Source organism: Cryobacterium sp. N22 (assembly GCF_002929555.1).
Lineage (GTDB): Bacteria > Actinomycetota > Actinomycetes > Actinomycetales > Microbacteriaceae > Cryobacterium.
The window spans coordinates 81935-105337 of the sequence record NZ_PJJP01000034.1; the positions used below are offsets into that span (position 1 = coordinate 81935).

Consider the following 23403-nt stretch of genomic DNA (forward strand, 5'->3'; position numbering starts at 1 on the left):
GGCTCGTTATTTAGCCTTGTCTTTAATTAACCACAAGGTTTATTATTGGTGCATGGCAACGGATCAACTCAGCAGGACCTTCGCGGCGCTCTCCGACCCCACCCGTCGGGCTATTCTCGCGATGCTGTCGCAGGGCGAGGCTACGGTGAACGACATCGCGGCACCGTTCGAGATGAGCCTGCCGGCAATTTCGAAGCACCTTCAGGTGCTCGAGAGGGCGGCGCTGATCTCCCGCGGCCGCGACGCCCAGTGGCGGCCGGCGCGGCTGAACGCCGTGACGCTCGCCCCCGCGGCCGACTGGATCGACGGCTACCGCCGGTTCTGGGACAGAAGTTTCGATGCGCTTGACGACCAGCTCACCTCCGAAGAGAAAGGCACGACCAATGACTGAGACACACGGCTCCCACATCACCCGCACGTTCGCGGCACCACCAGAAGCCGTCTTCGATGCCTGGGTGACCCCGGCAACCTTCGCCGCGTGGTGGGGCGGCAGCGCGGCCGAGGTCCCCCTCGACTCCGTCTCGCTGGACGTCCGCCCAGGGGGCACCTGGAAGGCCACCATGATTCTCAGTCCGGACCTGCAGTTCCATTGGCGGGGCGAGTACCTCGAGGTCGACCGCCCGAACAAGCTGGTGCTGACCACGACGTTCCAACCCGGTGACGCCCGCGAACTGCTCACCGTGGTGCTCACCGCAGTGGACGGCGGCACCGAGATGCGCTTCAGCCAGACCGGCGGCAACCTCTCTGCCGAGGAGTACGAAGGCACGACGGTGGGCTGGCGGGCCGTGTTCGACGCAATGGACACCACCCTCGCTGCCAGGGTCTAAGAGCCGCGCCGCTCTTTCGCCGCGGACGCCGCTCCCCTACGCTCGACTCATGCCTCACCTCACCGTGCCGGGCGCGAGCCTGTACTACGAAACCGACGGACATGCCTCGAAGCCGGCGCTTCTGCTGCTTCATGCGGGTATCGCGAACCTACGCATGTGGGATCCGCAGATCGAGGCGTTGGCCGCGGACCACTTCGTCATCCGCTTCGACACCCGCGGCTTCGGCCAGACCAGCACCGACGATGTCGAGTTCTCCAACCGGGCGGATGCGCTGGCCGTGCTCGACCATCTCGGCGTGGCCCGCGCCACCCTGATCGGCTGCTCCCGCGGCGGCGGCATCGCCATCGACCTCGCGGTGGAGAGCCCGGACCGGGTGGCCGGGCTGATCGTGATCGGCTCGGGACCGAGCGGGTTCCCCGACACGGAGCTGACCGAGGTGGAGGACGCCAGGTTCGACGAGATCGACCAGGCCTTCGAAGCCCAGGACTGGCACAGGCTGGCCCGGCTCGAGGCCGCGATCTGGGATTTCGGCCCGCTGCGCCGCGAGGAGGACCTCGACCCCGAGTTCGTCGAGGCCGCCTACGCGCTCAACCGGGTGAATGTCATCCACGCCGAGGAGCACCCCGTGTCGCTTCCCCTCGAACCGCCCGCCTACGACAGGGTCGTCGACATCGAGGTGCCCACCCTGGTGACGGTGGGCGAGTACGACATGTCGGAGGTGCTCGCGGCCTACGAGTACCTGGTCTCCACGGTGCCCGACGCCAGCGGATGTGTGTTTCGCGACACCGCACACCTGCCGAACGTGGAACGCCCCGAAGATGTGCAGCGAGTGCTGCTCGGCTGGCTCGCCGAGAACAACCTGTAGCGCCCCTTAACTGCCGCGAAAGCGGCCATGTGGTTGCTTCGAGAGGCTCGAGGCAACCACACGACCGCTCTCGCGGGATGGTGCTGCGCGGAACGCGGGATGGTGCTGCGCGGAACGCGGGATGGTGTGGTGCGGAGCTAGACGCGGGAGGCGACCGGCGCGGCGGGAGCGCTCGTGCCGGGTTCGGCATCCAGCGGCCGGTTGTCGGCCAGCACCTTCTGGTAGGCGGGCAGCTCCACGAACAGCTCGTCCTTCAGCGGGTTGCGCTTGGTGCGCACGATGACGCGCACCTGGTAGACGACCACGGCGATGTTGGCGGCCAGCGAGATCGCGCTGACGATGAACAGCGCGGTGGGGTTGTGCGAGGACTCGACCGCGAACTTCGAGCTGGTCACGAACGTGGGCACGGCCATGGTGAACATCATCCAGAACGCCAGGGTCTGCGCCCGGTGCTGCAGCCAGGCACCACGCTTGATGAAGAACGCGGGGATGGTGCAGGAGATCAGCAGGGCGGCGCCGGCATAGAAGGAGTGGTCACCGACGGCGTTGTAGACGTAGGCGAAGTTCCACAGGTCGTACGCGATGATCCAGAACCAGAGCATGTCGGGCCAGATCATGTCCTTCTTCTTGCCGCGGCTGATGATGATGCCCGCCCAGCCGCAGATGGTGACCAGGTTGAGCAGGCCGGCTATGCCGTTCATGATGTTCCACGGGCCGCCCACCATGAAGACGCCGTCAACCATGCCCTGCATGCCGTACACCTGGAAGTCGCGGATGACCGCCTCGAAGATGTTCAGCGCGAGGATCGCCGCCGGGAACATCAGCCAGTACCTGTTTTTCTGCAGCTTCGGGATGAAGCGGATGGCCATGAAGCCCAGGCAGCCGGCCAGCGCGGAGTACACCTTGACCCAGTGGAACCAGGTTCCGGTGCTGGAGTCGGCGCCCGCGGTGTGCGGCCAGACGAAGATGGTGAGCACCACCGGCAACCCGATGAACAACACGAGCGCGGCCCACTTGCTGGCTCGGGCGATCTCGTTGGCAAGCATCAGGCCCGCCACCACCGCAACCCACATCAGCGTGGAGTACCAGGGGATTGACTCGTACAGGAACATCTTCGTTTCTCCTTATTCGGTTTTCTTTATGGGGTGGTGCGGCGGTGTTGGTTATAGGGCTGGTTCGGGCGGAGTGCCCATGTCCAGGTGCAGCGTCTGCCGCACGATGGCGACCAGAACCTCGTCGTCGACATCTGGCGACGAGCGCACCAGGCCGATCAGGCCGTAGACCAACACGTAGAAGACCTCGCCGACGTGGTCGATCTCGATGTGGTGCGCCCGGGCGTAGGCCTCGACCGTGGTCACCCGCAGGCGCTCGACGATGGCGCGCACGGCGCGGTCCACGAACCGGTTGTAGAGGCCGGCGTTCTCGGGGTGGCCGAGGTCCTCGCGGAACATGTCCTTGGCGTGCAGGTGGTGGCGGAACAGCACGACGCAGTCCAGCAGCGCCTTCGACACGTTGCCGGGCTCCCGGTCGGCGTCCCAGCGGGAGACGGCCTCGACGAACTCAGCGATGTGGTCCTCGAAGATCAGGTCGATCAACGCGTCCCGGTCGGGAAAGTAGTGGTAGATCAGGCCCCGCGTGACGCCGACGCGCTTGGCGATCTCGGTGACGGAGACCTTGGCCACGCCCCGTTCGGCGAAGAGCTGCCGGGTGGCGGCGACGATCTCGTCGTGGCGCTCGTCGGGCTGTTTGCTCAGCCGCGGGGAGGTCTTCGTGGTGCTCATGATCGCACGGTACTCCCGCGGTTGACACAGCGTCAATGACACCGCGTCAATCGCCCCGAAGTGGGGTGTCCCCTGTGGGCAACTCGCTCCGCCGCGCCGCCGAACCACTAGCCTGTGGAAGCCGCACCATTCATCAGGGGGATTGATGTCACCGAGCAGCTCCATTCGCGACTTCGCGCAGTACGTCGGGCGCTTTCATTGGCCGCTCAACGCGGCCGAACTCACCGATACGTCCCGGTGCCCGGCCTGCCTGACCGCGCTGCCGAGCCCGGTCTGCCCGTCCTGCGGGCTCGACCTGCGCCATCCGGCCGCCCGCGAACTGCTCACCGCGTCGACGGATGCCGCCACCGCCCTCGAGCGGCGGGTGCAGCTGATCGGTCAGATCCGCTTCGAGGTCGCCGAGGCCCAGACGGCGCTGGCGGCCGAGAAGGTGGCGGCGCAACAGGCGGCGGCGCAAGCCGCCGAAGCCGAACGGCGGGTCGCGAGCGAGCGCGAGGCACAGGCCCACGCGCAGGTCCAAGCCCAGCAGGCCGCCGAGGCCGACGCGGCCCGGGCCGCGCAGGCTGCCGCCCAGCTTTCCGCACAGGCCACGGCCGAAACCCGGGCCGCGGCGCAGGTCACCGCGCAGTCGCCCATCAGCATCGCCTCCGCAGCGCCGGCCTCCCCTACCGTCGCCGCACCCGCCGCCGCAGCTGCCGAACCTGCCCGGTTCGCTCCTCCGATTCCTCCGTTCGCAACGCCCGACGCCGGTCGCCCGGCCGCTCACACGCCGCCGACACCGCCGAGCACGCCCGCCCCGGCAACGCCGACCGGCCCGGCCCCCCACAAGCGCTCGAGCGTGCAGGTCGTGCTGCTGCTCGTGGGCGTCACCCTCGTCTCGGTCGCGGCGATCGTCTTCCTCACCGTGGCCTTCGTCGTCGCCGGCCTGGCCGTTCGTTCGGCCATCGTGGGGCTCTTCACCCTGGCCATGCTGGCCACAGCGGGGCTGCTGCGGCGCAAGGGACTGGTCAGCACCGCGGAAGGCATCGGCGCCCTCGCCGTGGTGCTGGTGCTCCTGGACGCCTGGGCGTTGCGGCAGAACAACCTGTTCGGCCTCGGCGACGCCGACGGACTCCTCTTCTGGGGCGCGACGCTGACGGTGTGCACGGCACTGTTCCTGCTCTGGCACGCGGTGTCGTCGCTGCGGGTGGCCAGCGTGGCCGGATTCGCCGCGGCCGCACCGGCCGTGGGCCTGCTGGCCGCCGGGCTGGCGGCGGACGCCGAGCCGCTCACCCGGGTGTTCCTGGCCGCCCTGGGCGTCGCCACCGGCGCGCTCCTGCACAGATTCACCCGGCCGGGCACGGCCTCGTTCTGGCCCGCCGTGGACCGCGCCGCCGAGAGGATCGCCCTGCTCGCCCTGGCCGCTCTCGCCCTGGCGACCGCCACGGTGACCGCCGGATTCGTGGCTCCCGCCGAAACGGCCGTTCCGCTGCTCACCTTCGGCGCCGTGGCCGCCATCTCGCTCGCGCACGCCGTCGTCGCGTTGACCGGGCGCACACCGGATGCCCTCTACAGGGTTTTCGCTTACGCATCCGCGAGCCTGGCCACCTTGACGGTGGTGTTCGGCATCGAGGTGTTCGTCTGGCGCACCGAGGACAACACCCTGCTCGTGACCGTTCCGTTGCTGGCCGCCACCGCTCTGGCGCTGAGCCTCGAACTGGCCTTGCGGCGGCGCGCGGCCGGCTCCGCCCGCATCGCCCTGCTCACTGCCACGCTCACCGCCGCGGCGTTCGTGGCCATGATCGGTGCGGTTGCACTGGCCACGGCCGCCGCACCGCTGGCGCTCGCCCTGCTCTCGGCGTTCGGCCCGTCGGGGGATCCGATTGTCTCGGTCAACGACATGAGCGTCTGGGCCCTGGCCACGCTGGCCGGCGTGGGCGTGCTGGTGGCCGGGTTCTGGCGGGCCGGTGCGGTGCTCGTCCCACGCCTGCGGATGCTCGCCTGGTTCGGTCTCGTCATGGTGCTGCTCGCCGTGCCGTTCACCGAGGCGCTCTGGCTGGTGCTGCCGCTGTACCTGCTGCTGGGCGCCGCCACCCTCACCGTGCTCCTGCTCGCCCGCGCCCGGCGTGTGCCCCTGGGCGGCTATCGCCCGATTCTGGTGACCTTCTTCATCTCCGCCGAGGCGCTCGGCTACGCCGTGAGCTGGGCCGGCAGCACCAGCTGGTGGCTCGGCACGCTGTCGGCGGTGCTGGCCGTGTTCCTCGCCCGCCTGCTGCTGCACCGCGAGTCCCAGGCCGGCGGCCGCGGGGTGCTGCTCTCCGGTGCGATTGTGCTCACCCTCATCGGCGCCGTCGCGGCGCCGGAGTCGCTCACCCTCGCCGCGCCGCCCACCACGGCCGTGCTCTGGCTGCTGGTGGTCCTCGCCGTGGCGCTGGTCACCGGTCTGCTCCAGCTGCTCCTGGCCCAGGGCCGGATCGGCGGTTTCACCGTCGTCGAACGCCGAGCAGCGTTCTGGACCCTGCTCGCCCCGACCCTGCTGGGCGTGGTGCTGCCCACCGGGCGCATCATCGACGGCCTGGGCGTTGCCGACCGGGCGACGCTCCCGCTGGGCGTGCCCGTCGCCGGAATCCTGGCCGCTGCGCTGATCGTGGCCGCGACGCTGCTCTGGACTCTGAGCCCCGGCAGCGACCTGCGTTGTGAACGGTTCGCCGGCGCGCTCCTCGTGGCCCCGGCCGTGCTCGCACTCACCGTGAACCTCATCTCGATCACGGAGGCGCCCGCCACGGTGTCGGTGCTCGCCGCGCCGATCGCCGCCCTGGTCACGGTGGCGCTGGCCCTCGTGCTCCGCACCCTCGCCGGCACCCCCACCGACACGAACGGCGCCACGCCCGGCGCCACTACCAGTGGCAGGACCAGCGCCTGGGCGGATTCCTCGGCCGGTCTGGAGATCGGCGCCGCCGTGGTGCTCGCCTCGGTCTTCCTGCAGCCCGGACTCAGCGAGCTCGGCTGGCTGGTGCTGCTGCTCACCGCAGTGGCCCTGCTGCTCACCGCCATCGACGCCGACGGCCTGTTCGCCTCGACCTCCTGGCGCCGCCACGTCGGCTGGCTCTCGCTCGTCTCGGCCACCGGCGGCCTCTGGTGGGGCCTGGCCCGCGCCGGCACCACCCCGGTGGAGGCCTACGTGCTCCCCCTGGCCGGCCTACTGCTGCTCCTGGCCGCGCTGCTCTGGCGCTACGGCCGCGTCGACCGCGCCGTCACCGCGAGCCCGGGCGCCGCGTTGCTCACCCTGGCCGGCCTCTCGGTGGCCCTGCTCCCCCTGGCCCTCACTGCGCAGACCGGGTCGCCGGTGCGTCCGGTCGTCGTCGGCGCGGCATCCGCGGTGCTGCTCGTCGGCGCCACGCTGGTGCGCTGGACGCCGCCGCGCTCGGCCTACCTGGCCGCGGCCGGGTTGGCCGGCGCTCTCGGGCTACTCAGCACGGGCGTCGCCCGCTCGCTGCGCGTGCTCGACTCCGTAGGCTCCACGGGGCCGCTCCTCGAGGCGTGGCTGCTGCCCACCGTGGGCATCACGGCGGTCGCGGCGTTCCTGCTGGTGCGCCACCCGGATGCCCGCACCCGCGTGGCCAGGGACCGCGCCGGTGTCGCGCTTTTGATCGTGGCCCTGGGCACCCTCACCGTGATGGAAACGGCCTCGCTCGACACCTCGAGCCTGGCGGCTGGGCGCGCCATGGCCCTCGTGGCCGTTCTTGCCGTGGGGCACGTGCTGGCGCTCTGGCGACCGCGTGTGCCGCTGGGCAGCATCGTGGCGTGGACCTGTGCCGGCCTGGCCGGTTTTGTTGCCGGGGCCGCGCTCGTCACCGCCGCGGTGGAGCCTTTCGAGCTCGTGACGGTGCCCGTCGGGCTCGCCCTGGTGGCCGGTCAGCTCGTCTCGGCCCGACCCCTGGCCACCAACGGCGTCCGGCCCGCCGGCACCGCGTGGGCGTGGACCGGTGCCGGGCTGGCGCTCGCGTTGCTGCCCAGCGCCCTCGTGGCGGCCTCGCCCGGTGCCTCGACCCTCAGCACCGCCGGCCTCACCGACGACGCCGTGCGCCAACTGCTCACCCTGGCCCTCGGCGGCCTGCTCGCCGTCGCGGGCGCCGTGCTGCTGGGCCGCCCCCGGTGGAGCCTGCTCGCCTGGCCCGGCCTGCTCGTGGGAGCCGCGGCCGTCGTGCTCACGGCGACCGGGCGCATCCTGTCGCTGCTTTCACCCGGCGCGGGCGTCGCCGACTGGCGCCTCGAGGCGTGGCTGCTGCCCGCGGCGCTGCTGCTGGTGGTCGCCGGCGGCATCATCATCATGAACACGCCGTTCACCGTCGCGTCTGCCCAGACGCTCACGGCGACCGGGCCCCGCACCGTGCGCCGGGGCTTCGGCTACGGTCTCGTCGGCCTGGCGCTGCTCGGCATCCTCGGTGCGGAAACCGCTTCGCTGCCGTACGGCCCGTACGCTGAGGGACGCGTGATTGCCCTGGTCGGGCTGTTCGCCGTGCTGCACGTGGCCCTGCGCCGGTTCGACCGGAGCCCCGCGGGCACCGTGCTCGCCTGGCTCAGCTGGGCCGCGGGCCTGATCGCCCTCCTGGCCGGCCTCGGGTTCGGGCTGCCCACCCCGCTCGAACTCACGACGGTGCCGCTGGGGCTCTCCCTGATTCTCGGGCAGCTCCTGGCCGCCGGGCTCCTCGGTCCGGCGCGAGACCCGGCGTCGGCCAGCGTTCCTGCTGCCGGCCAGCTTCTGCAGGTCTGGCTCGCCGCGGGCCTGGGTCTGGTGCTGCTGCCCAGCGCTGTCGAGGGCGCCCAGGGCGCGCTGCTGCGTCCGGTGCTGGTGCTCTGCGGTGGCGGCATTCTCCTGCTCGCCGGAGCCCTGCTGATCACCCGGGCGCGGTGGCTGATCGTGACCTGGCCCGGCGTTCTGGTCGGCGCCGTTGCCATTGCCGTCGCGGCCTCCGGGCGCATCCGTCCGCTGCTCGGCTCGCCCGCCGGCCCGGACGGACGGCTCGAGGCCTGGCTGCTGCCGGCCGCCCTGCTGCTCATCGGCGCGGGCTATGTCATCATCGCCCGCTCCTCGGCGTTGGGGCGGCCGGTTCCGGGCAGTGCCACAGGTGCTGCGGGGGCGACCGTGGACCCGGCCGGGTCGCGCCGCCTGCTCGGCTACGGCCTCGTCATCGTCGCGCTCGCCGGCATCCTGGGGGCCGAGACCGCCGCGTTGCCCTATGCGGCCTTCGCCGAGGGCCGGGTGATCGCCCTGATCGGGCTGTTCGCCGTGCTTCAGGTCGCCGTGCGCTGGTTCGACCGCAGCCGCGCGGGCGACCTGCTGGCCTGGCTACTCGTGGCGGCCGGCTTCCTGGTGCTGGTCGCCGGTCTCGGCCGGGACCTGCTCGACCCTGTCGAGCTGGGCACCGTGCCGCTGGGGCTCGCCCTGGTCGTCGGGCAGCTGATCGCGGCAGGGGTCATCGGCCGGGGGCCGACTGCCGCTACCCAGGCCCCCTCGGCCCGCCTGGTGCAGGCCGGTCTCGCCGTGGGCCTGGCCGTGGCGTTGCTGCCCAGCGCCGTCCTCGGCGCAGAGGGAACCCCGGTGCGTGCGGTGCTCACCCTGTCGATCGGCGGTGCCCTGGCCATCCTGGGCGCCCTGCACGTGCACCACCCACGCTGGACCCTGCTGGCCTGGCCGGCCTGCCTGGTGGGCACGATCACCGTCCTGGTCACGGCCGCCCTGCGGATCCTCGCCCTCCCCGGAACGCCCGCCGGGCCCACCGGCCAGCTGGAGGCCTGGCTGCTGCCGGCCGCGGCCGTCCTGGTGGCCACCGGAACCTGCCTGGTCTGGGTTGCCCGCAGCTCGGATTCCGCCGATGCCTCCAGCCTGCCGCTCCGCGGCGGGTACGCCCTCGTCGTCGTGGCCTTGCTCGGCACGGTGCTCGCCGAAATGATCGCGCTGGGCTACTCGCCGTTGGCCACTGTGCGCGTGGTGCTGGTGGTCTGGGTCTTCGCGGCGGTGTTCCTTGCCGCGTTCTGGGGCGACCGCAGCCCCCTGGGCCGGCTCATCGCCTGGGTGGCCCTCGCCGGCGCCGCCGGGATGCTCGGTGCCGGCCTGATCCAGGACGTACCGGACCCCATCGAGATCGTCAGCGTGCCGCTGGCCCTGGCGCTCGTGGCCGCCGGGCTGGTGCACCTACGGCGGGTGCCCGCCGCGGGCAGCTGGCGTGCGCTTTCCCCGGGTCTGCTCCTACTGCTGGTGCCCTCGCTACTGCTCGACCTGAGTTTCAGCCCGATCTGGCGCGTGGTGGGACTCGGCGTGGTCGCGATCGCGGTGCTGCTGCTCGGCACCGCGCGGCGGTTGCAGGCTCCGTTCGTGCTCGGCGCCGCGGTGCTGCTGGTGCACGCGCTCGCCCAGCTCTGGCCATGGATCGCCCTGCTCTACGTCTCGGTGCAGTGGTGGCTCTGGCTCGGCATCGGCGGCGTATTGCTGATCGTGCTCGCCGCACGCTACGAGCAGCGCATCCAGAACTTCAAGACGGTGGCCCTCAGGATCTCCGCGCTGCGGTAGCCCGCCTCCCCCGGGCGCCCCGTGCCCAGTCCGCCGCCCCGGGCGCGGGGTGCGGGGTGCGGGGTGCATAACTCCTGAAGGAGGTGGCCATCGACCTCGTCGTCGCCTCGGGAAGGCCGGGAAGACGGGGCGGGATGGCCGGCGCCGTGCGTCGTGGAAACATGGGGAGGTGACCGAAACCGACGCCCCCGAGTACCTCACCACGGCCCGTCTGCGGCTGGCGCCTCTCGCCCCGGCCGATGTGGCCGAGGTACACGCCATCTACGCCGACCCGGCCACATGGCTGCACCTGCCGGCCGGCCGCCACACGACGCTCGCGCAGACCGAGCGGGTGGTCGACGAGAGCGAGCAGAGCTGGGCCGCATCCGGTCTGGGACGCTGGGCGATTCGGCTGCGGCACGACCTGCCCGGCACCGACCTGCCCGGCACTGCACTGCCGGCGGGGACCCTCATCGGGGTGGCCTCGGCGATGCTGATGGACTGCGGGGCGCGCAACTTCGGCTACCGGCTGACCCCGGCCAGCTGGGGAATCGGCCTGGCCACCGAGGCCGCCACGGTGGCCCTCGCCGTGGCGCAGGCCTCGGCGTACCCGGTCACCGCCCGTGTCCTGGCCGCCAACCCGGCCTCGGTGCGGGTGCTCGAGCGCATCGGGCTCACCCGAGTGTGGCGCGGGCGGGGCGCGCCCGGCACGACACCCGCCGACGCGCCCGCACTACCCGACACCACCGCGCTCGAACGGCTTATCTTCGCCGACCGCCCGCTCACGCCCGAGTTGCTGGCCGCGATCATCCGTCTCGGCTGACCCGAGCGCCGGCGCCTGCGCCTGCGCCTGCGCCTGCGCCTGCGCCTGCGCCTGCGCTAAAGGCGGAGAATTTCCTGCTCCATCGGCGTGTTGTGGCAGCCGGCACGGCGAGTCCCGAATTTCTCCGCCTTCACGTACTAGCTCGGCCGCGCCGGCACCCGATCAGGGCTGCTCGCCGAGGTCGGTGACCTGTTGCCGGTACTGCTCGGCCGTGAGCTCGCCGCGGGCATAGCGCTCGTCGAGGATGCGCCGGGCGTCGGTGGTGCGCGGGCCCACCGGGCTGGGCGAGTCGTTGCGGAACACCCGCACGGTCCACACGATGAGCACCACCGTCGCTCCCAACGACAGCAGCCCGTAGATCCAGAGCCAGACCGGGTTCATTCCGTATCCCCACATCATCACGGGTCCCTTTCCTCCGACAAGCGCGGGTGGTCGTGCTCCCACGGTAGCCTCGTTTTCCTTGTCAGGTACCCCTAGGGGGTATATGTTGTGGGTATGGCTTCCCACTCAGATCACCACCAGGCGCACTCCGAGACATCAGCCCACGGGCCCGTTGACCCGCCCGTCACGGGCCCTGCCGCGCTGAATCACGCCGGAATGGACCACACCTCGATGGACCACGCGACCATGGACCACACCTCGATGGACCACGCCGCCATGGACCACACCTCAATGGACCACGGAGCCATGGGTCACGCCGGCCACGGCGACCACGTCGGCCAGTTCCGGCGGCTGTTCTGGCTGATGCTGGCGCTGGCCGTGCCCGTCGTGGCCTTCAGCGGCATGTTCGCAATGCTCCTGAGCTACGAGCTGCCTGACGCCGCCTGGGCCGCCTGGATCTCGCCCGTGCTCGGCACCGTCATGTACGTCTGGGGCGGCCGCCCGTTCCTCACCGGCGCGGTGGCCGAGCTCCGACAGCGCTCCCCCGGAATGATGCTGCTGATCGCGCTCGCGATCACCGTGGCGTTCCTCTCCTCGTGGGGCGCGAGCCTGGGCATCCTGGCCATGGAGCTCGATTTCTGGTGGGAACTCGCCCTGCTGATCGTGATCATGCTGCTCGGCCACTGGATCGAGATGCGCTCGCTGGCGCAGTCCTCCTCGGCGCTCGAGTCGCTGGCAGCGCTGCTGCCCGACGAGGCCGAGCGGGTGGATGCCGGGGCCGTCACGCTCGTCGCTCCCGCCGACCTCCGGGTGGGCGACCTGGTGATCGTGCGGCCGGGCGGCCGGATCCCCGCCGACGGCCGGGTCACCGAGGGCACCGCCGAGGTGGACGAGTCGATGATCACCGGCGAGTCCCGGCCGGTGCGCCGGGGCCCCGGCGACCCCGTGGTGGCCGGCACCGTCGCCACCGACACGGCCCTGCGGCTGCGGGTGACCGCGGTCGGCGACGACACCGCGCTCGCGGGCATCCGCCGGCTCGTCGCCGAGGCGCAGGCCTCGTCATCGCGGGCGCAGCGCCTCGCCGACCGGGCGGCCGGCTGGCTGTTCTGGTTCGCTCTCGGGGTCGGCGTGCTCACCGCGATCGCCTGGAGCCTGCTCGGCAGCCCAGAGGACGCCGTGATGCGCACCATCACCGTCCTCGTGATCGCCTGCCCGCACGCTCTGGGCCTGGCGATTCCGCTGGTGGTGTCGATCGCGACCGAGCGTGCCGCCCGCGGCGGGGTGCTGGTGACCGACCGGCTCGCTCTGGAGAGCATGCGTACCGTCGACACCGTGCTGTTCGACAAGACCGGCACCCTCACCCGGGGCGAGCCCGTGGTCAGCCATGTGCACGCCGCTGCCGGCCACACCGAGGAGGACGTGCTCACCCTGGCGGCCGCCGTGGAGGCCGACAGCGAGCATCCGCTGGCGCGGGCCATCGTCACCGCGGCCCGCGGCCGATCCGTGCCCGCGGCCACCGGGTTCCGGGCGGCCACCGCCGTGGGCGTGAGCGCCACGGTCGCCGGCCACGAGGTCTCGGTGGGCGGGCCGAGCCTGCTCGGCCGCCACGGTGCCGCGCCGCTTGAGCGCACCGATGCCTGGGCCGCCGAGGGCGCCATCGTGTTGCACGTGCTGCGGGACGGCCGGGTCATCGGGGCTATCGGCCTCGCCGACGAGGTGCGGCCGGAGTCGAAGGAGGCCGTCGACGCCCTGCACGCGCTGGGCATCGCCGTGGTGATGATCACCGGCGACGCCGAGGCGGTGGCGCACGCGGTGGCCACCGAGCTCGGCATCGACAGGGTCTTCGCCGGCGTGCACCCCGCCCATAAGGCCGCCACGGTGGTGCAGCTGCAGCGGGAGGGGCACCGGGTGGCCATGGTGGGCGACGGGGTCAACGACGCCCCGGCCCTGGCCCAGGCCGACGTGGGCATCGCCATCGGCGCCGGCACGGATGTCGCGATAGCGTCGGCGGGCGTCATGCTCGCCAGCGACGACCCCCGGTCGGTGCTCTCCGTGATCGAACTCTCCAGGGCCAGCTACCGCAAGATGACGCAGAACCTGTGGTGGGCCGCCGGCTACAACCTGCTCTCGGTGCCCCTGGCCGCCGGGGTACTCGCCCCGATCGGTTTCGTGCTGCCCATGGAGGTGGGCGCGCTGCTGATGTCGGCCTCGACGGTGGTCGTGGCCGTGAACGCCCAGCTGCTGCGCCGCCTCGACCTGCGGCCGGAGGTGAGCTGCGCCCGCGTGCTCGGCGACCGCGGCCTCGCCCCAGCGCCGTCGCTGCCCTGACTCCCCGGCCACGCCGCGAGGTCTACGGTGTGGACATGGCTTTCCGGATCAAGCGCATTTACGACGACGCATCCGACGACGACGGCTGCCGGGTGCTGGTCGATCGACTGTGGCCGCGGGGCATCAGCAGAGAGCGCGCCAACCTGGATGCGTGGCTCAAGGACGTGGCCCCGTCGCCGGCCCTGCGAACCTGGTGGAACCACGACCCGGACCGGATCGACGAATTCGCCGCCCGCTACCGCGCCGAACTCGACACCGAACCGAATACCGCCCTGGCGGTCGCCGAACTGCGCGACCTCGACACCCGGAACCCGACCGGCACCACCCTGCTCTACGGCGCCAAGGACGAACGGGTCAATCATGCTCGAATCCTCGCCGACTATCTGGCCGCGCCGGCGCTCCCGTAGCGACCGACCGGCTGCGCCTGGCGGCCGGCGCCGTCCGCACGATTGACCCGTTGGTCAGAGAACACGACTAGCCTCCATTGATGGCCGAAACACGAACACCCGCCGCACCCCGCGCTGTGGAGCTCTACTGTCCCACCGCCGACGATTGGGCCGGCTTGCGCGATATCCGTCTCCGGTCCATCGCCAACTTCCCGCTGGGCTTCTTCGAATCGTTCGCCGCCGCCCTCGCGCTCACCGAAACGGACTGGCGCCAGCGCGGTGCCCGGAACACCGAACCCACCAGTTTCCAGGTAGTCGCGCGCACCCCGGGTGAGCAGTGGGTCGGCACCATGGCCGCGTTCGTGTCCTCCGGCCCGCCGAGCTACCGGCCGGATGAGCTCCCGATCGGTGGCCCGCCGCGCGCCAACCTCGTCGGAGTTTGGGTCGACCCCTCCTATCGCGGCCGCACCGGAGTGGCCACGCGACTCCTCGGTGCCGTGCGCGCCTGGGTCACCGAGGAACAGGGCCTCGACCGGCTCTACCTGCACGTGCACGAAAGCAATCACCGCGCCATCCGCTTCTACGAGAAGAACGGCGCCCGGCCCACCGGCGAGTACATCACCGACCCGCGGCGCACCTCGGAGCGGCACCTGGAAATGGTCCTGGCCACGGCGCGCTGAGATGGACCTGCTCCTCGAATTCTGGACCCGCGTCTCGGCCACGAACGCTCCGCTGCCGGCACTGACCGTGTGGCTGACCATCGCCGCGGCCGCCCTGCTCGTGCTGGTTCCGCCGGCCTGGAAGCTGACCCGGCACGGCATCACGATCGTGCACGAGGGCGGCCACGGGCTCGTCGCGGCGCTCGGGGGCCGCCGGCTGCAGGGCATCCGGCTGCACTCCGACACCTCCGGCCTCACCGTGAGCCGCGGCAAGCCCCGCGGGCTCGGCATGGTCTTCACCCTGCTCGCCGGGTACACGGCGCCGGCCCTGCTCGGGCTCGGGGCGGCGTGGATGCTCAGTCTGGGCCACGACATCGGCCTGCTCTGGGCGCTGCTCGCGGCGCTGGCGTTGCTGTTGGTGCAGATTCGTAATTGGTTCGGCCTGTGGTCGGTGGCCGTCACCGCGGCGGTGGTCTTCGCCGTCACCTGGTTTGGCTCCCCCGCCGTGCAGAGCATCTTCGCCGTGCTGGTCACCGCGTTCCTGCTGCTCGGGGCGTTGCGCACCGTCGTCGAGCTGCAGGCCACCCGGTCGCGCCGCGGCGGCACCGCCTCGGACGCCGACCAGCTGGCACGGCTCAGCCACCTGCCCGGCCTGTTCTGGGTGGTCGTGTTCTTCGCCGTGGCCGGCGCCTGCCTCGTGGGCGCGGCGCGGCTGCTCGGCCTGGTCTAGAAGACGGTCACGCCCAGCAGGGTGCCGACCAGCCAGGTGACGAAGAGGGCCGCGGCGCCGCCGGTGACCACGCGTACGGTGGCGCGGGCGAGGGGGCTGCCGCCCAAGCGGGCGCCGAGCGCTCCGGTGAGGGCGAGCGCCACCAGCACGGCTGCGAAGGTCACGGGCACGCGGATGCCCTCCGGCGGCAATAGGATCGCCAACAGCGGCAGGATGGCGCCGAGGGTGAACGCCAGCGCCGACGCGCCGGCGGCGTGCCACGGGTTGGCCACCTCTTCCTCGACGATGTTGAGCTCGAGGGACAGGTGCGCCTTGAGCGCATCCTTCTCGGTGAGTTCGACCGCCACCTGGCGGGCGGTGGCCGGGGCCAGTCCCCGCTCCTCGTAGAGCGAGGTGAGCACGTCCAGTTCGCCGGCCGGGTCGTCCCGTAGCTCGCGCTTCTGCTTCTGGATCATCGCGCGCTGGCTGTCGCTCTGGCTGCTCACCGAGACGTACTCGCCGAGCGCCATCGAGATGGCGCCGCCGACGAGGCCGGCCGCGCCGGCGGCGACGATGGCAGGAGTGCTGCCACCGGCGCCCGCGACGCCGACCACGATGGCCGCCACGGAGACGATGCCGTCGTTGGCGCCGAGCACGCCGGCGCGCAGCCAGTTGAGCCGGGTGGCCAGGCTGCCGCTCTGCGAGGCGCCCACTGTTTCGACGCGCGCTGCGGCATCCGGGGCGGCGTGAAAGGGCCTGAAAAACGGGGGCGAGAGGATGGCCATAGAGTCACCATAGGCACCTCGCGCGGGCTCCGCCAGCCTGGAAAGGCTTGCCTAATCCCCCTGATCAGAGGATGGAAAGGCTAACCTAATCCGCTAGAACGGCACCCCGCACACGAGCGCGGCGTTGGCGAAGGCGGTGGCCTCCCCGGTGCGCACGAACACCCGCGCCGACGCCGAGAGCGCCTTGAGCTCGCCGTGCCCGATGTACTCGATGTCGGTGAAGCGCCCGCTCAGCCAGTCCTGGGCCACGGTGCCCTTCGCCTCCTCCGCGGCCACGCAGCGCTCCACGACGAGTTCGCCCAGCAACGCGTCGAGGACCTGCTCGAACCCGGGAACCCCGTGCACCAGGGCGAGGTCGATCACCGGCACCCCGGCGGGCGCCGGCATCCCGCAGTCGGCGACGAGGACGATGTCGCCGTGACCCAGGCGGCTCAGTGCCGCGTTCAGGTCGGCGTTCAGGATGCCGGTGCGTTTCACGGGTGTGCCTCGATCTTCTCGGTTGTGTGATCGGCGCCGTGATCGGCGCCGACCTCGGGCAGGATGTCGCCCGCGTGCGGATAGGACGGCTGCGTGCCACGGGACTGCACCGCGAACGCGCCGACCCGCACGGCCAGCCGGGCCGCTTCGCGGAGGCTGTCGCCGGCGGCGAGCCGGGCGCTCAGCGCGCCCACGAAAGCGTCGCCGGCACCGGAGCTGTCGACCGCCACCACAACGGGCGAGGCCACGGCATCCGTGCCCTCGGCGTCGGAGACGATCGCGCCGAGCGCACCGCGGGTGAGCACGACCGAGGTCACCCCCCACTCGCGCAGCCGGGCCACCGCCTCGGCGTCCGAGGCGGGCGGCGTTGTGCCGGGCGTGAGCTGCGCCAGGAGCAGCGCGGCCTCGTGTTCGTTCACGATCAGCGGGTCGGCGGCCGCGATCGTGGCCGGGTCCAGTTCGATCACGGGGGCGAGGTTGAGCACGACCCGTCCGCGGGCGAGCCGGGCGGCCGCGGCGATTCCGGCCGCGGGGATCTCGCCCTGCAGGACCACCACGGCGGCCCCGGCGATCAGGTCGGCGCTCTGGCCGACGACGTCGGCATCCACCGTGGCGTTGGCCCCGGGAATGACGACGATGGTGTTCTCGCCGTCGGCGGCCACGGTGATCACGGCCAGGCCGGTTGGCCCGGCCACGGTCCGCACGGCGGACAGGTCGACGTTCGCGGATTCGAGGATCGCCGTGGCGGAGGCGGCCAGGGTGTCCAGGCCGATCGCGCCGACCATGCCCACCCGGGCGCCGAGCTGCGCGGCGGCGACGGCCTGGTTGGCGCCCTTGCCGCCGGGCAGAACGACCATCGAGGTGCCGATCAGGGTCTCGCCGGGCAGCGGATGACGCGCGACGGTGGTGACCTGGTCGGCGTTGATCGAGCCGACCACGACGACCCCGGTCAGGGCCGTCCCGGAGTGGGGTTTCGGGGTTGGCGGGGTCACTTGGAGAAGTCGCCCACGTTCGTCTTCGTGACGGAGACGACCTTGACGGGAACTGTCGCTTCGACGTCGTCGCCGTTGATGGCCTTGACGGCCAGTTCGATGGCGAGCTTGCCGAGCTCGGCGGGCTGCTGGGCGACGGTGGCGTAGAGCGAGCCGTCCGAGATGGCGGTCAGGCCATCCGCGGTGCCGTCGAAGCCGACGACGGAGACCTCGGCGCCGGCGCGGGCGCCGAGAGCCTGGATGGCGCCGAGGGCCATCTCGTCGTTCTCGGCGAAGATGCCGGTGACGCCGGGGTTGGCCTGCAGCAGGTTGGTGGTGACGTCGAGGGCGGAGGCGCGGTCGAAGTTCGCGGTCTGCTCGGCGACGACGGTGATGTCGGGGTAGGCGGCGATGCCCTCGTCGAAGCCGGCGCCGCGGTCGCGGCTGGCGGAGGTGCCGGACACGCCCTGCAGGGAGATGACGGTGCCCTTCTCGCCCATGGCCGCGGCGAGCTCGTCGGCGGCCTGCTTGCCGCCGGCGACGTTGTCACTGGCGACCAGGCTGGTCAGGTCGGCGTCGTTGACGGTGCGGTCCACGCCGATGACCGGGATGTTCGCGGCGGTCAGGGTGTTCACCGAGGCGCTGGCGGCGTCGGAGTCGACCGGGTTGACGATGACGGCCTTGGTGCTGCCGGCGGCGGCCGTGGCCAGCTGGTTGGCCTGGGTGGCGGAGTCGTTCTGGGCGTCGACGATGTAGAGGTCGACGCCGGCCTCGTCGGCGGCGGCCTGGGCGCCGTCACGCAGTTCGACGAAGAACGGGTTGTTCAGGGTGGAGATGGCGAGGACGACCTTGGGTCCGCTGGCCTCGTCACCGCTGCCGCGGCCGCAGGCTGTGGTGCCGGCGAGGATCAGTGCGGCCGTGGCGGTGACGGCGGCGATACGGCGAAAGGAGGATGACTTCATTGTGGTTCCTTTTGTGGGTGGGGCGGGGTTGGGGAAAGTGAGGGGGTCAGCTGTTGCGGGTCTTGCGGCGGAGCACGTCGGCACCCACCGCGAGGGCGATGACCAGGCCGATGACGACCTGCTGCCAGAACGAGGACACGTTGAGCAGGTTGAGGCCGTTGCGGATGACGACGAGCACCAGGGCGCCGATGAAGGTGCCGGAGATCTTGCCGAGCCCGCCGGAGAGCGAGGCCCCGCCGATGACGACGGCGGCGATCGCATCCAGCTCGTAGCCGGCGGCGGCCTGCGGCTGCGCGGAGTCGAGGCGCCCGGCCAGGAGCAGTCCGGCCAGCGCCGCGAAGACGCCGGCCAGGGCGAAGACCGTGACGATGATGCGCTTCACCGGCAGGCCGGAGAGCCGGGCGGCCTCGGCGTTGCCGCCGACCGCGTACATGGAGCGGCCGAGCACGGTGCGGTTGAGGATGAAGGAGGCGACCAGCGCGGCCAGGACCAGGATCACGATGGGCATCGGCACCGGGCCGATGTTGCCGCCGAGGAACGACACCTCTGCGGCGGTCTTGATCGGCCGGCCGTCGGAGATCACCAGGGTGAGGCCGCGGGCCACGCTGAGCATCGCCAGGGTGGCGATGAAGGAGGGCAGCTTGCCGTAGGCGTTCGCGGCGCCGTTGACGATACCGGCGAGGAGCCCGACGGCGAGGCCACCGAGCAGCGCGACCCAGCCGGGCATCCCGGCGCTGACGAAGAACCAGCCGGAGGCCATGGCCGAGAGCGCCGCGACGGCGCCGACCGACAGGTCGATGCCGCCGGCGACGATGACGAAGGTCATGCCGAAGGCGAGCACCGCCACTGTCGACACCTGGATGCCGATGTTGAGCAGGTTCTGGCCGGTCAGGAAGTCCGGCGTGGCGATGACCAGCGCGATGCAGAGCACCACCAGGCCGACCAGGGCGCCGTTGTTGGCCAGGAAGGTCTTGTAGTCGAAGGAGCGTCGGGTGGGCGCGAGGGTGGTCGTGGACATAGTTTCAGTTCCTTCGGTTTCAGCGCTGCGCGGCTACGTCGCGGGCAGCAAGAGTCATGACGGTGTCTTGGGTGGCATCCGCTGCGCTGAGTTCGCCGGCCAGCCGGCCGTCGCGCATGACGAGGATGCGGTCGCTCATGCCCAGGATCTCGGGCAGTTCGCTGGAGACCATGACGATGGCTCCGCCGGCTGCGGTGATCGAGTTCATCAGTTCGTAGATTTCGACCTTGGCGCCCACGTCCACGCCGCGGGTGGGTTCGTCCAGCAGCAGCACCGTCGAGGCGGCGATGATCCACCGGCCGAAGACCGCCTTCTGCTGGTTGCCGCCGGAGAGCGAGCGGATCGGCTGGTCGATGGTGTGCATCCGGATGCGCAGCTTCGCGGCGACGGCCTCGGCCCGGCGGCGCTGGCCGGTGAAGTCGGCCAGGCCGAGCTTGGCGCTGGAGGCCAGGGTGGCGTAGCCGAGGTTGTCATTGACCGAGGCGTCCAGCACGAGGCCCTGGCCCTTGCGGTCTTCGGGCACGTGGCCGATGCCGGCCCGGATGGCCGCCTGGATGTCGCCCTTGGGCAGCGGCGTGCCGCGCACGGCGACGGAACCGGTGTCGTAGCGGTCGGCGCCGGCGATGGCGCGGATGAGTTCGGTGCGGCCGGCCCCGACGAGCCCGGCGATGCCGAGCACCTCGCCGGCGCGCACGGTGAAGCTGATGTCGTCGAAGTGGCCGGCGCTGGTGAGGTTCTCGACCGTGAGGACCTCGGTGAGCGCGGGCGTCTCGTCGGCACGGCGCGGGAACTGGTCCTCGATGCTGCGGCCGACCATCAGCTTGACCAGCTCGTCTTCGGGGGTGGATGCGGGGACCTCGGCGATGAAGTGGCCGTCGCGGATGACGGTGACGGTGTCGCCGACCTCGGCGATCTCGTCGAGGTGGTGGCTGATGAAGAGCATGCCGACGCCGCGCCGGCGGAGGTCGGCCATCACGGCGAACAGGGCCTGGGTTTCGTGCCGGGTGAGCGCGGCGGTGGGTTCGTCGAGGATGAGCACCCGGGCGTTGATGCTCAGGGCCTTGGCGATCTCCACCAGCTGCTGCCGGGCGATGCCGAGCTCGCCCACCGGGGTGTCCACGTCGATCTCGAGGCCGATCAGCGCCAGGGCGGCGCGGGCCTGCCGGCGCAGTTCCTTGCGGTCGACCATGCCGAGCTTGGTGGGCATCCGGCCCAGCATCACGTTCTCGGCCACGCTCATGGTGGCCACGAGGTTGAGTTCCTGGTGGATGGTGGCGATGCCGTGTTCCTCGGCGGCGCGGGTGGTGGGCAGGGTGGTCACGGTGCCGTCGACGAGGATCTGGCCGCCGTCGGGCTGGTAGACGCCGGCGACCATCTTGATCAGGGTGGACTTGCCGGCGCCGTTCTCGCCGAGCAGCACCTGCACCTGGCCGGGGTAGACGCTCACGGTGACATCCTGGATCACGGTGACCTGGCCGAAGGTCTTGGTCACGTTCTGCAGGGTGATCAGAGGGTTCACGGTCATTGCTGGCTCCATTGCTCAGTCGTGCTGGTGGGGCGGATCGGCGTGGCCGAGGAGGCCCGCACGATCAGTTCGGAGGGCAGAACGACCGATTCGGGGCTCTGGCCGTTGATGACCTGCAGCAGCAGGTCGATGGCGATCCGGCCCATGTCTTCCACGCTGTGCGCGATCACGCTCAGCGCCGGGTTGAGCAGCGCGAACCACTCGATGTCGTCGAAGGCGACGAGCGCGATGTCGGTGCCGATGCGCATCCCGAGCTTGTGCAGGATGCTGATGGCGCCGACGGCCATCAGGCTGTCGGCGGCGAGCAACGCGGTGGGCGGGTTCGTGAGGTCCATCAGGGCGTGCACGCCGGCCGAGCCGCTGGCGGCCTGGTAGTCGCCGAAGTAGACCAGGTCGGGGTCCTGGCTGAGGCCGGCCTCGGCGACGGCGCGGGTGAAGGCCGCGAAGCGGTCCCGGCCGGTGGAGGTGGCCTGCGGGCCCGAGATGTAGCCGATGCGGGTGTGGCCCTGTTCGGCGAGGTGCTGCACGGCCTGGCGGATGCCGGTCTCGCTGTCGGTGGTGACGCTGGGCAGGTCGAGGCCGGGAACGGTGCGGTCCACGAGCACCGTGGGAACCTTGCGTTCGATCAGGGCGCGCAGCCGGCCGCCGTCGTCGCCGACGGGGGCGACGATCACTCCGTCGACGCGGCGGGAGATGAGGGTGTCGAGGTAGCGGTCCTGCTGGTCGTTGCGCTCGTTGGCGTTGCCGAGCAGGGTGACGTAGCCGGCCGAGAGGGCGGCCTGTTCGGCGGCGTGCGCGAGGTCGGCGAAGAACGGGTTGCGCACATCCGGCACCAGCAGGCCGAGGGAGTTGGACCGGGTGGAGCGCAGGGCCTGGGCCTGGGCGTTGGGCTGGTAGTCCAGCTCGGCGGCCGCGGCGGCAACGCGTTCGCGGGTGTCGGCCGAGGTGGCGGGGTTGCCCGACAGGACCCTGGAGGCCGTGCCCACCGAGACGCCCGCGAGTGCGGCGACTTCCTTGATCGTTACGGCTTCCACAGCCACTCCCTTGTGTGTGCGTGCGTTGGTGCTTCGTGCTTGGTGCCTGGTGCTTCTGGCGATCTCGTGGAATCGTTTCCATGGAATCGTTTCCATCGTACGTCGCGCGACAAGACCGTGTCAACCGAAGGTCTCAACCAGGTACGGTCATCCGCGCCGCGTCATCCGGGACGGCTCATCCGCGCTGCGCTGATCGGGTCAGCGGCGCCCGACGAAGGTGTCCATCGACCTGTACACGCCGAAGACCCGGCCGGCCACGGCGTCCCAGGCGGGCAGGGGCAGCACGCCGCGCAGCTTCTTGGAGAAGCCCACGGTCCACGGCATCAGCAGCTGGGGCGAACCGGCGAGCATCGCCCGCCAGACCCGGTTGACCACGTACTCCGGGGTCATCACGGGGGTGAACAGCGGCCCGCGGGCGCCGTCGAACATGCCGGTGGAGATGTAGCTGGGCGCGATGGTGCTCACCCGCACGTGGTCGAAGCCCTGCTGCGCAAGCTCGAGGCGCAGCGAATCGCTCCAGGTGATCACGGCGGCCTTGGAGGCCGCGTAGACGCTCATCCGCGGATTGGAGAGCATCCCGGCGGCGGAGGCGATGTTGACGATGCGCGATTCGCGGTACGGGTTGCGCATCATGGCGGGCAGGAATTCCCGGGTGATGTACATCGGGGCCAGGGCGTTCACCTGCATCGTGGAGCGGGTGTCGTCGCCGTTGTCGTGCTCCCAGAAGAACGAGCCGCGCACGATGCCCGCGTTGTTGATCACGATGTCGGGATTGCCCACCTCGGTGCGCACCCGTTGGGCGGTCTGCGCGATGGCGCCCAGGTCGGCGATGTCGACCACGTAGGGGGCGATCTGGGTGCCGCCGCCCGCGCGTTCGGTGAGGATGGCGGCGGTGGCCGAGAGCGCGGCGGCGTCCCGGTCCCACAGGATCACGGCCCGTGCGCCCTCGGCGACGGCCCGCTCGGCGTAGAGGCGGCCCATGCCCATGGCGGCGCCGGTGATCAGCACGCGGGCTCCGGAAACGGTTCGAGTCATGGGTCAATCATCCCAACTACCGGCGGCGCGCGGAAAACGGCGTGGGGTTCGCTGCGACACTCCACCCGCGTCGCGGCGGCACACGTTTTGCGTCGCGGCACGAGTTATGCGCCGCGGCACGCGTTAGACCACCTGCCGCGGGGAGTATCACGTGCCGCCGGGCACAACACCTGCCGCGAGCACGCCCGGGGCGCCGAGAGACCGGGGCACGCAGAGGCAGGGCAAGATTACGCCGCGTTGCGCTGCGTCGAGCGACGTGCGCGGCCGCTGCGTAGCGTCGAATCTGTTCCAATTCCCATGCCGAACCG

General features: G+C 71.3%; 20 protein-coding genes. 9 read left to right on the forward strand and 11 right to left on the reverse strand.

The window, feature by feature from the left end:
* The first annotated feature begins 52 nt into the window (after positions 1 to 52).
* The 3 genes from CXY76_RS09555 to CXY76_RS09565 are packed head-to-tail and all read left to right on the forward strand — an operon-like array spanning position 53 to position 1692.
* Complete coding sequence (locus CXY76_RS09555; RefSeq protein WP_104164003.1) at positions 53 to 391, forward strand: helix-turn-helix transcriptional regulator; 339 nt, start codon at positions 53 to 55, stop codon at positions 389 to 391.
* A complete protein-coding gene (locus tag CXY76_RS09560) occupies positions 384 to 827 on the forward strand; it encodes an SRPBCC domain-containing protein (RefSeq protein WP_104164004.1) in 444 nt (147 codons plus the stop codon). Before CXY76_RS09555 ends, CXY76_RS09560 begins: the two co-directional genes overlap by 8 nt.
* A gap of 49 nt (positions 828 to 876) precedes the next feature.
* Complete coding sequence (locus CXY76_RS09565) at positions 877 to 1692, forward strand: alpha/beta fold hydrolase (protein WP_104164005.1); 816 nt, start codon at positions 877 to 879, stop codon at positions 1690 to 1692.
* A 137-nt stretch (positions 1693 to 1829) separates the two neighbouring features.
* Here the strand turns inward: CXY76_RS09565 and CXY76_RS09570 are convergent, their stop codons facing one another.
* On the reverse strand, positions 1830 to 2804 hold the full coding sequence (locus CXY76_RS09570; protein ID WP_104164006.1) for a DUF5692 family protein: 975 nt from the start codon (positions 2802 to 2804) through the stop codon (positions 1830 to 1832).
* Between the two features lie 51 nt (positions 2805 to 2855).
* Positions 2856 to 3473, reverse strand: a complete 618-nt coding sequence (locus CXY76_RS09575; RefSeq protein WP_158253875.1) for a TetR/AcrR family transcriptional regulator — start codon at positions 3471 to 3473, stop codon at positions 2856 to 2858.
* A gap of 145 nt (positions 3474 to 3618) precedes the next feature.
* On the opposite strand from CXY76_RS09575, the gene CXY76_RS09580 reads away from it, so the two are divergent.
* Positions 3619 to 10023: an SCO7613 C-terminal domain-containing membrane protein gene (locus CXY76_RS09580; protein ID WP_104164008.1), complete on the forward strand. Its 6405-nt coding sequence runs from the start codon at positions 3619 to 3621 to the stop codon at positions 10021 to 10023.
* A 169-nt stretch (positions 10024 to 10192) separates the two neighbouring features.
* A complete protein-coding gene (locus tag CXY76_RS09585; protein ID WP_158253876.1) occupies positions 10193 to 10825 on the forward strand; it encodes a GNAT family N-acetyltransferase in 633 nt (210 codons plus the stop codon).
* Between the two features lie 162 nt (positions 10826 to 10987).
* Here the strand turns inward: CXY76_RS09585 and CXY76_RS09590 are convergent, their stop codons facing one another.
* Positions 10988 to 11224 carry an SHOCT domain-containing protein gene (locus CXY76_RS09590; protein WP_104164010.1) on the reverse strand — a complete coding sequence of 79 codons (237 nt, stop codon included), beginning with the start codon at positions 11222 to 11224 and terminating at the stop codon, positions 10988 to 10990.
* A gap of 96 nt (positions 11225 to 11320) precedes the next feature.
* Between CXY76_RS09590 and CXY76_RS09595 the strand changes: the two genes are divergently transcribed.
* The 4 genes from CXY76_RS09595 to CXY76_RS09610 all read left to right on the forward strand — a co-directional run bounded on the left by CXY76_RS09595 (position 11321) and on the right by CXY76_RS09610 (position 15309).
* Positions 11321 to 13534: a copper-translocating P-type ATPase gene (locus CXY76_RS09595; RefSeq protein ID WP_369826117.1), complete on the forward strand. Its 2214-nt coding sequence runs from the start codon at positions 11321 to 11323 to the stop codon at positions 13532 to 13534.
* 35 nt (positions 13535 to 13569) lie between these two features.
* Positions 13570 to 13941 (forward strand): DUF488 domain-containing protein, encoded by a 372-nt coding sequence (locus CXY76_RS09600; protein WP_104164011.1) that lies wholly within the window; start codon positions 13570 to 13572, stop codon positions 13939 to 13941.
* A gap of 80 nt (positions 13942 to 14021) precedes the next feature.
* The gene (locus tag CXY76_RS09605; RefSeq protein WP_104164012.1) at positions 14022 to 14600 is read left to right on the forward strand and encodes a GNAT family N-acetyltransferase; all 579 of its coding nucleotides are present in this window, start codon (positions 14022 to 14024) and stop codon (positions 14598 to 14600) included.
* A 1-nt stretch (position 14601) separates the two neighbouring features.
* Positions 14602 to 15309, forward strand: a complete 708-nt coding sequence (locus CXY76_RS09610) for a M50 family metallopeptidase (RefSeq protein WP_104164013.1) — start codon at positions 14602 to 14604, stop codon at positions 15307 to 15309.
* Here the strand turns inward: CXY76_RS09610 and CXY76_RS09615 are convergent.
* The 8 genes from CXY76_RS09615 to CXY76_RS09650 all read right to left on the reverse strand — a co-directional run bounded on the left by CXY76_RS09615 (position 15306) and on the right by CXY76_RS09650 (position 23095).
* Positions 15306 to 16073 (reverse strand): VIT family protein, encoded by a 768-nt coding sequence (locus CXY76_RS09615; protein ID WP_104164014.1) that lies wholly within the window; start codon positions 16071 to 16073, stop codon positions 15306 to 15308. The two genes, CXY76_RS09610 and CXY76_RS09615, sit on opposite strands and share 4 nt — an antisense overlap.
* 93 nt (positions 16074 to 16166) lie before the next feature.
* Entirely contained in the window at positions 16167 to 16550 is a 384-nt protein-coding gene (rbsD, locus tag CXY76_RS09620; protein ID WP_104164015.1) for a D-ribose pyranase, read from the reverse strand.
* Positions 16547 to 17542, reverse strand: coding sequence for a ribokinase (locus CXY76_RS09625; protein WP_233199682.1), 996 nt, complete (start codon positions 17540 to 17542; stop codon positions 16547 to 16549). The genes rbsD and CXY76_RS09625 overlap by 4 nt, the downstream gene beginning before the upstream one ends.
* Positions 17539 to 18483: a substrate-binding domain-containing protein gene (locus CXY76_RS09630; protein ID WP_104164016.1), complete on the reverse strand. Its 945-nt coding sequence runs from the start codon at positions 18481 to 18483 to the stop codon at positions 17539 to 17541. The genes CXY76_RS09625 and CXY76_RS09630 overlap by 4 nt, the downstream gene beginning before the upstream one ends.
* Positions 18484 to 18529: 46 nt before the next feature.
* Complete coding sequence (locus CXY76_RS09635; protein ID WP_104164017.1) at positions 18530 to 19501, reverse strand: ABC transporter permease; 972 nt, start codon at positions 19499 to 19501, stop codon at positions 18530 to 18532.
* Positions 19502 to 19520: 19 nt separating this feature from the next.
* Entirely contained in the window at positions 19521 to 21026 is a 1506-nt protein-coding gene (locus CXY76_RS09640; protein ID WP_104164018.1) for a sugar ABC transporter ATP-binding protein, read from the reverse strand.
* Positions 21023 to 22060 (reverse strand): LacI family DNA-binding transcriptional regulator, encoded by a 1038-nt coding sequence (locus CXY76_RS09645; protein ID WP_199190258.1) that lies wholly within the window; start codon positions 22058 to 22060, stop codon positions 21023 to 21025. The genes CXY76_RS09640 and CXY76_RS09645 overlap by 4 nt, the downstream gene beginning before the upstream one ends.
* Before the next feature lie 198 nt (positions 22061 to 22258).
* Positions 22259 to 23095, reverse strand: coding sequence for an SDR family NAD(P)-dependent oxidoreductase (locus CXY76_RS09650; protein ID WP_104164020.1), 837 nt, complete (start codon positions 23093 to 23095; stop codon positions 22259 to 22261).
* Between the last annotated feature and the right edge of the window lie 308 nt (positions 23096 to 23403).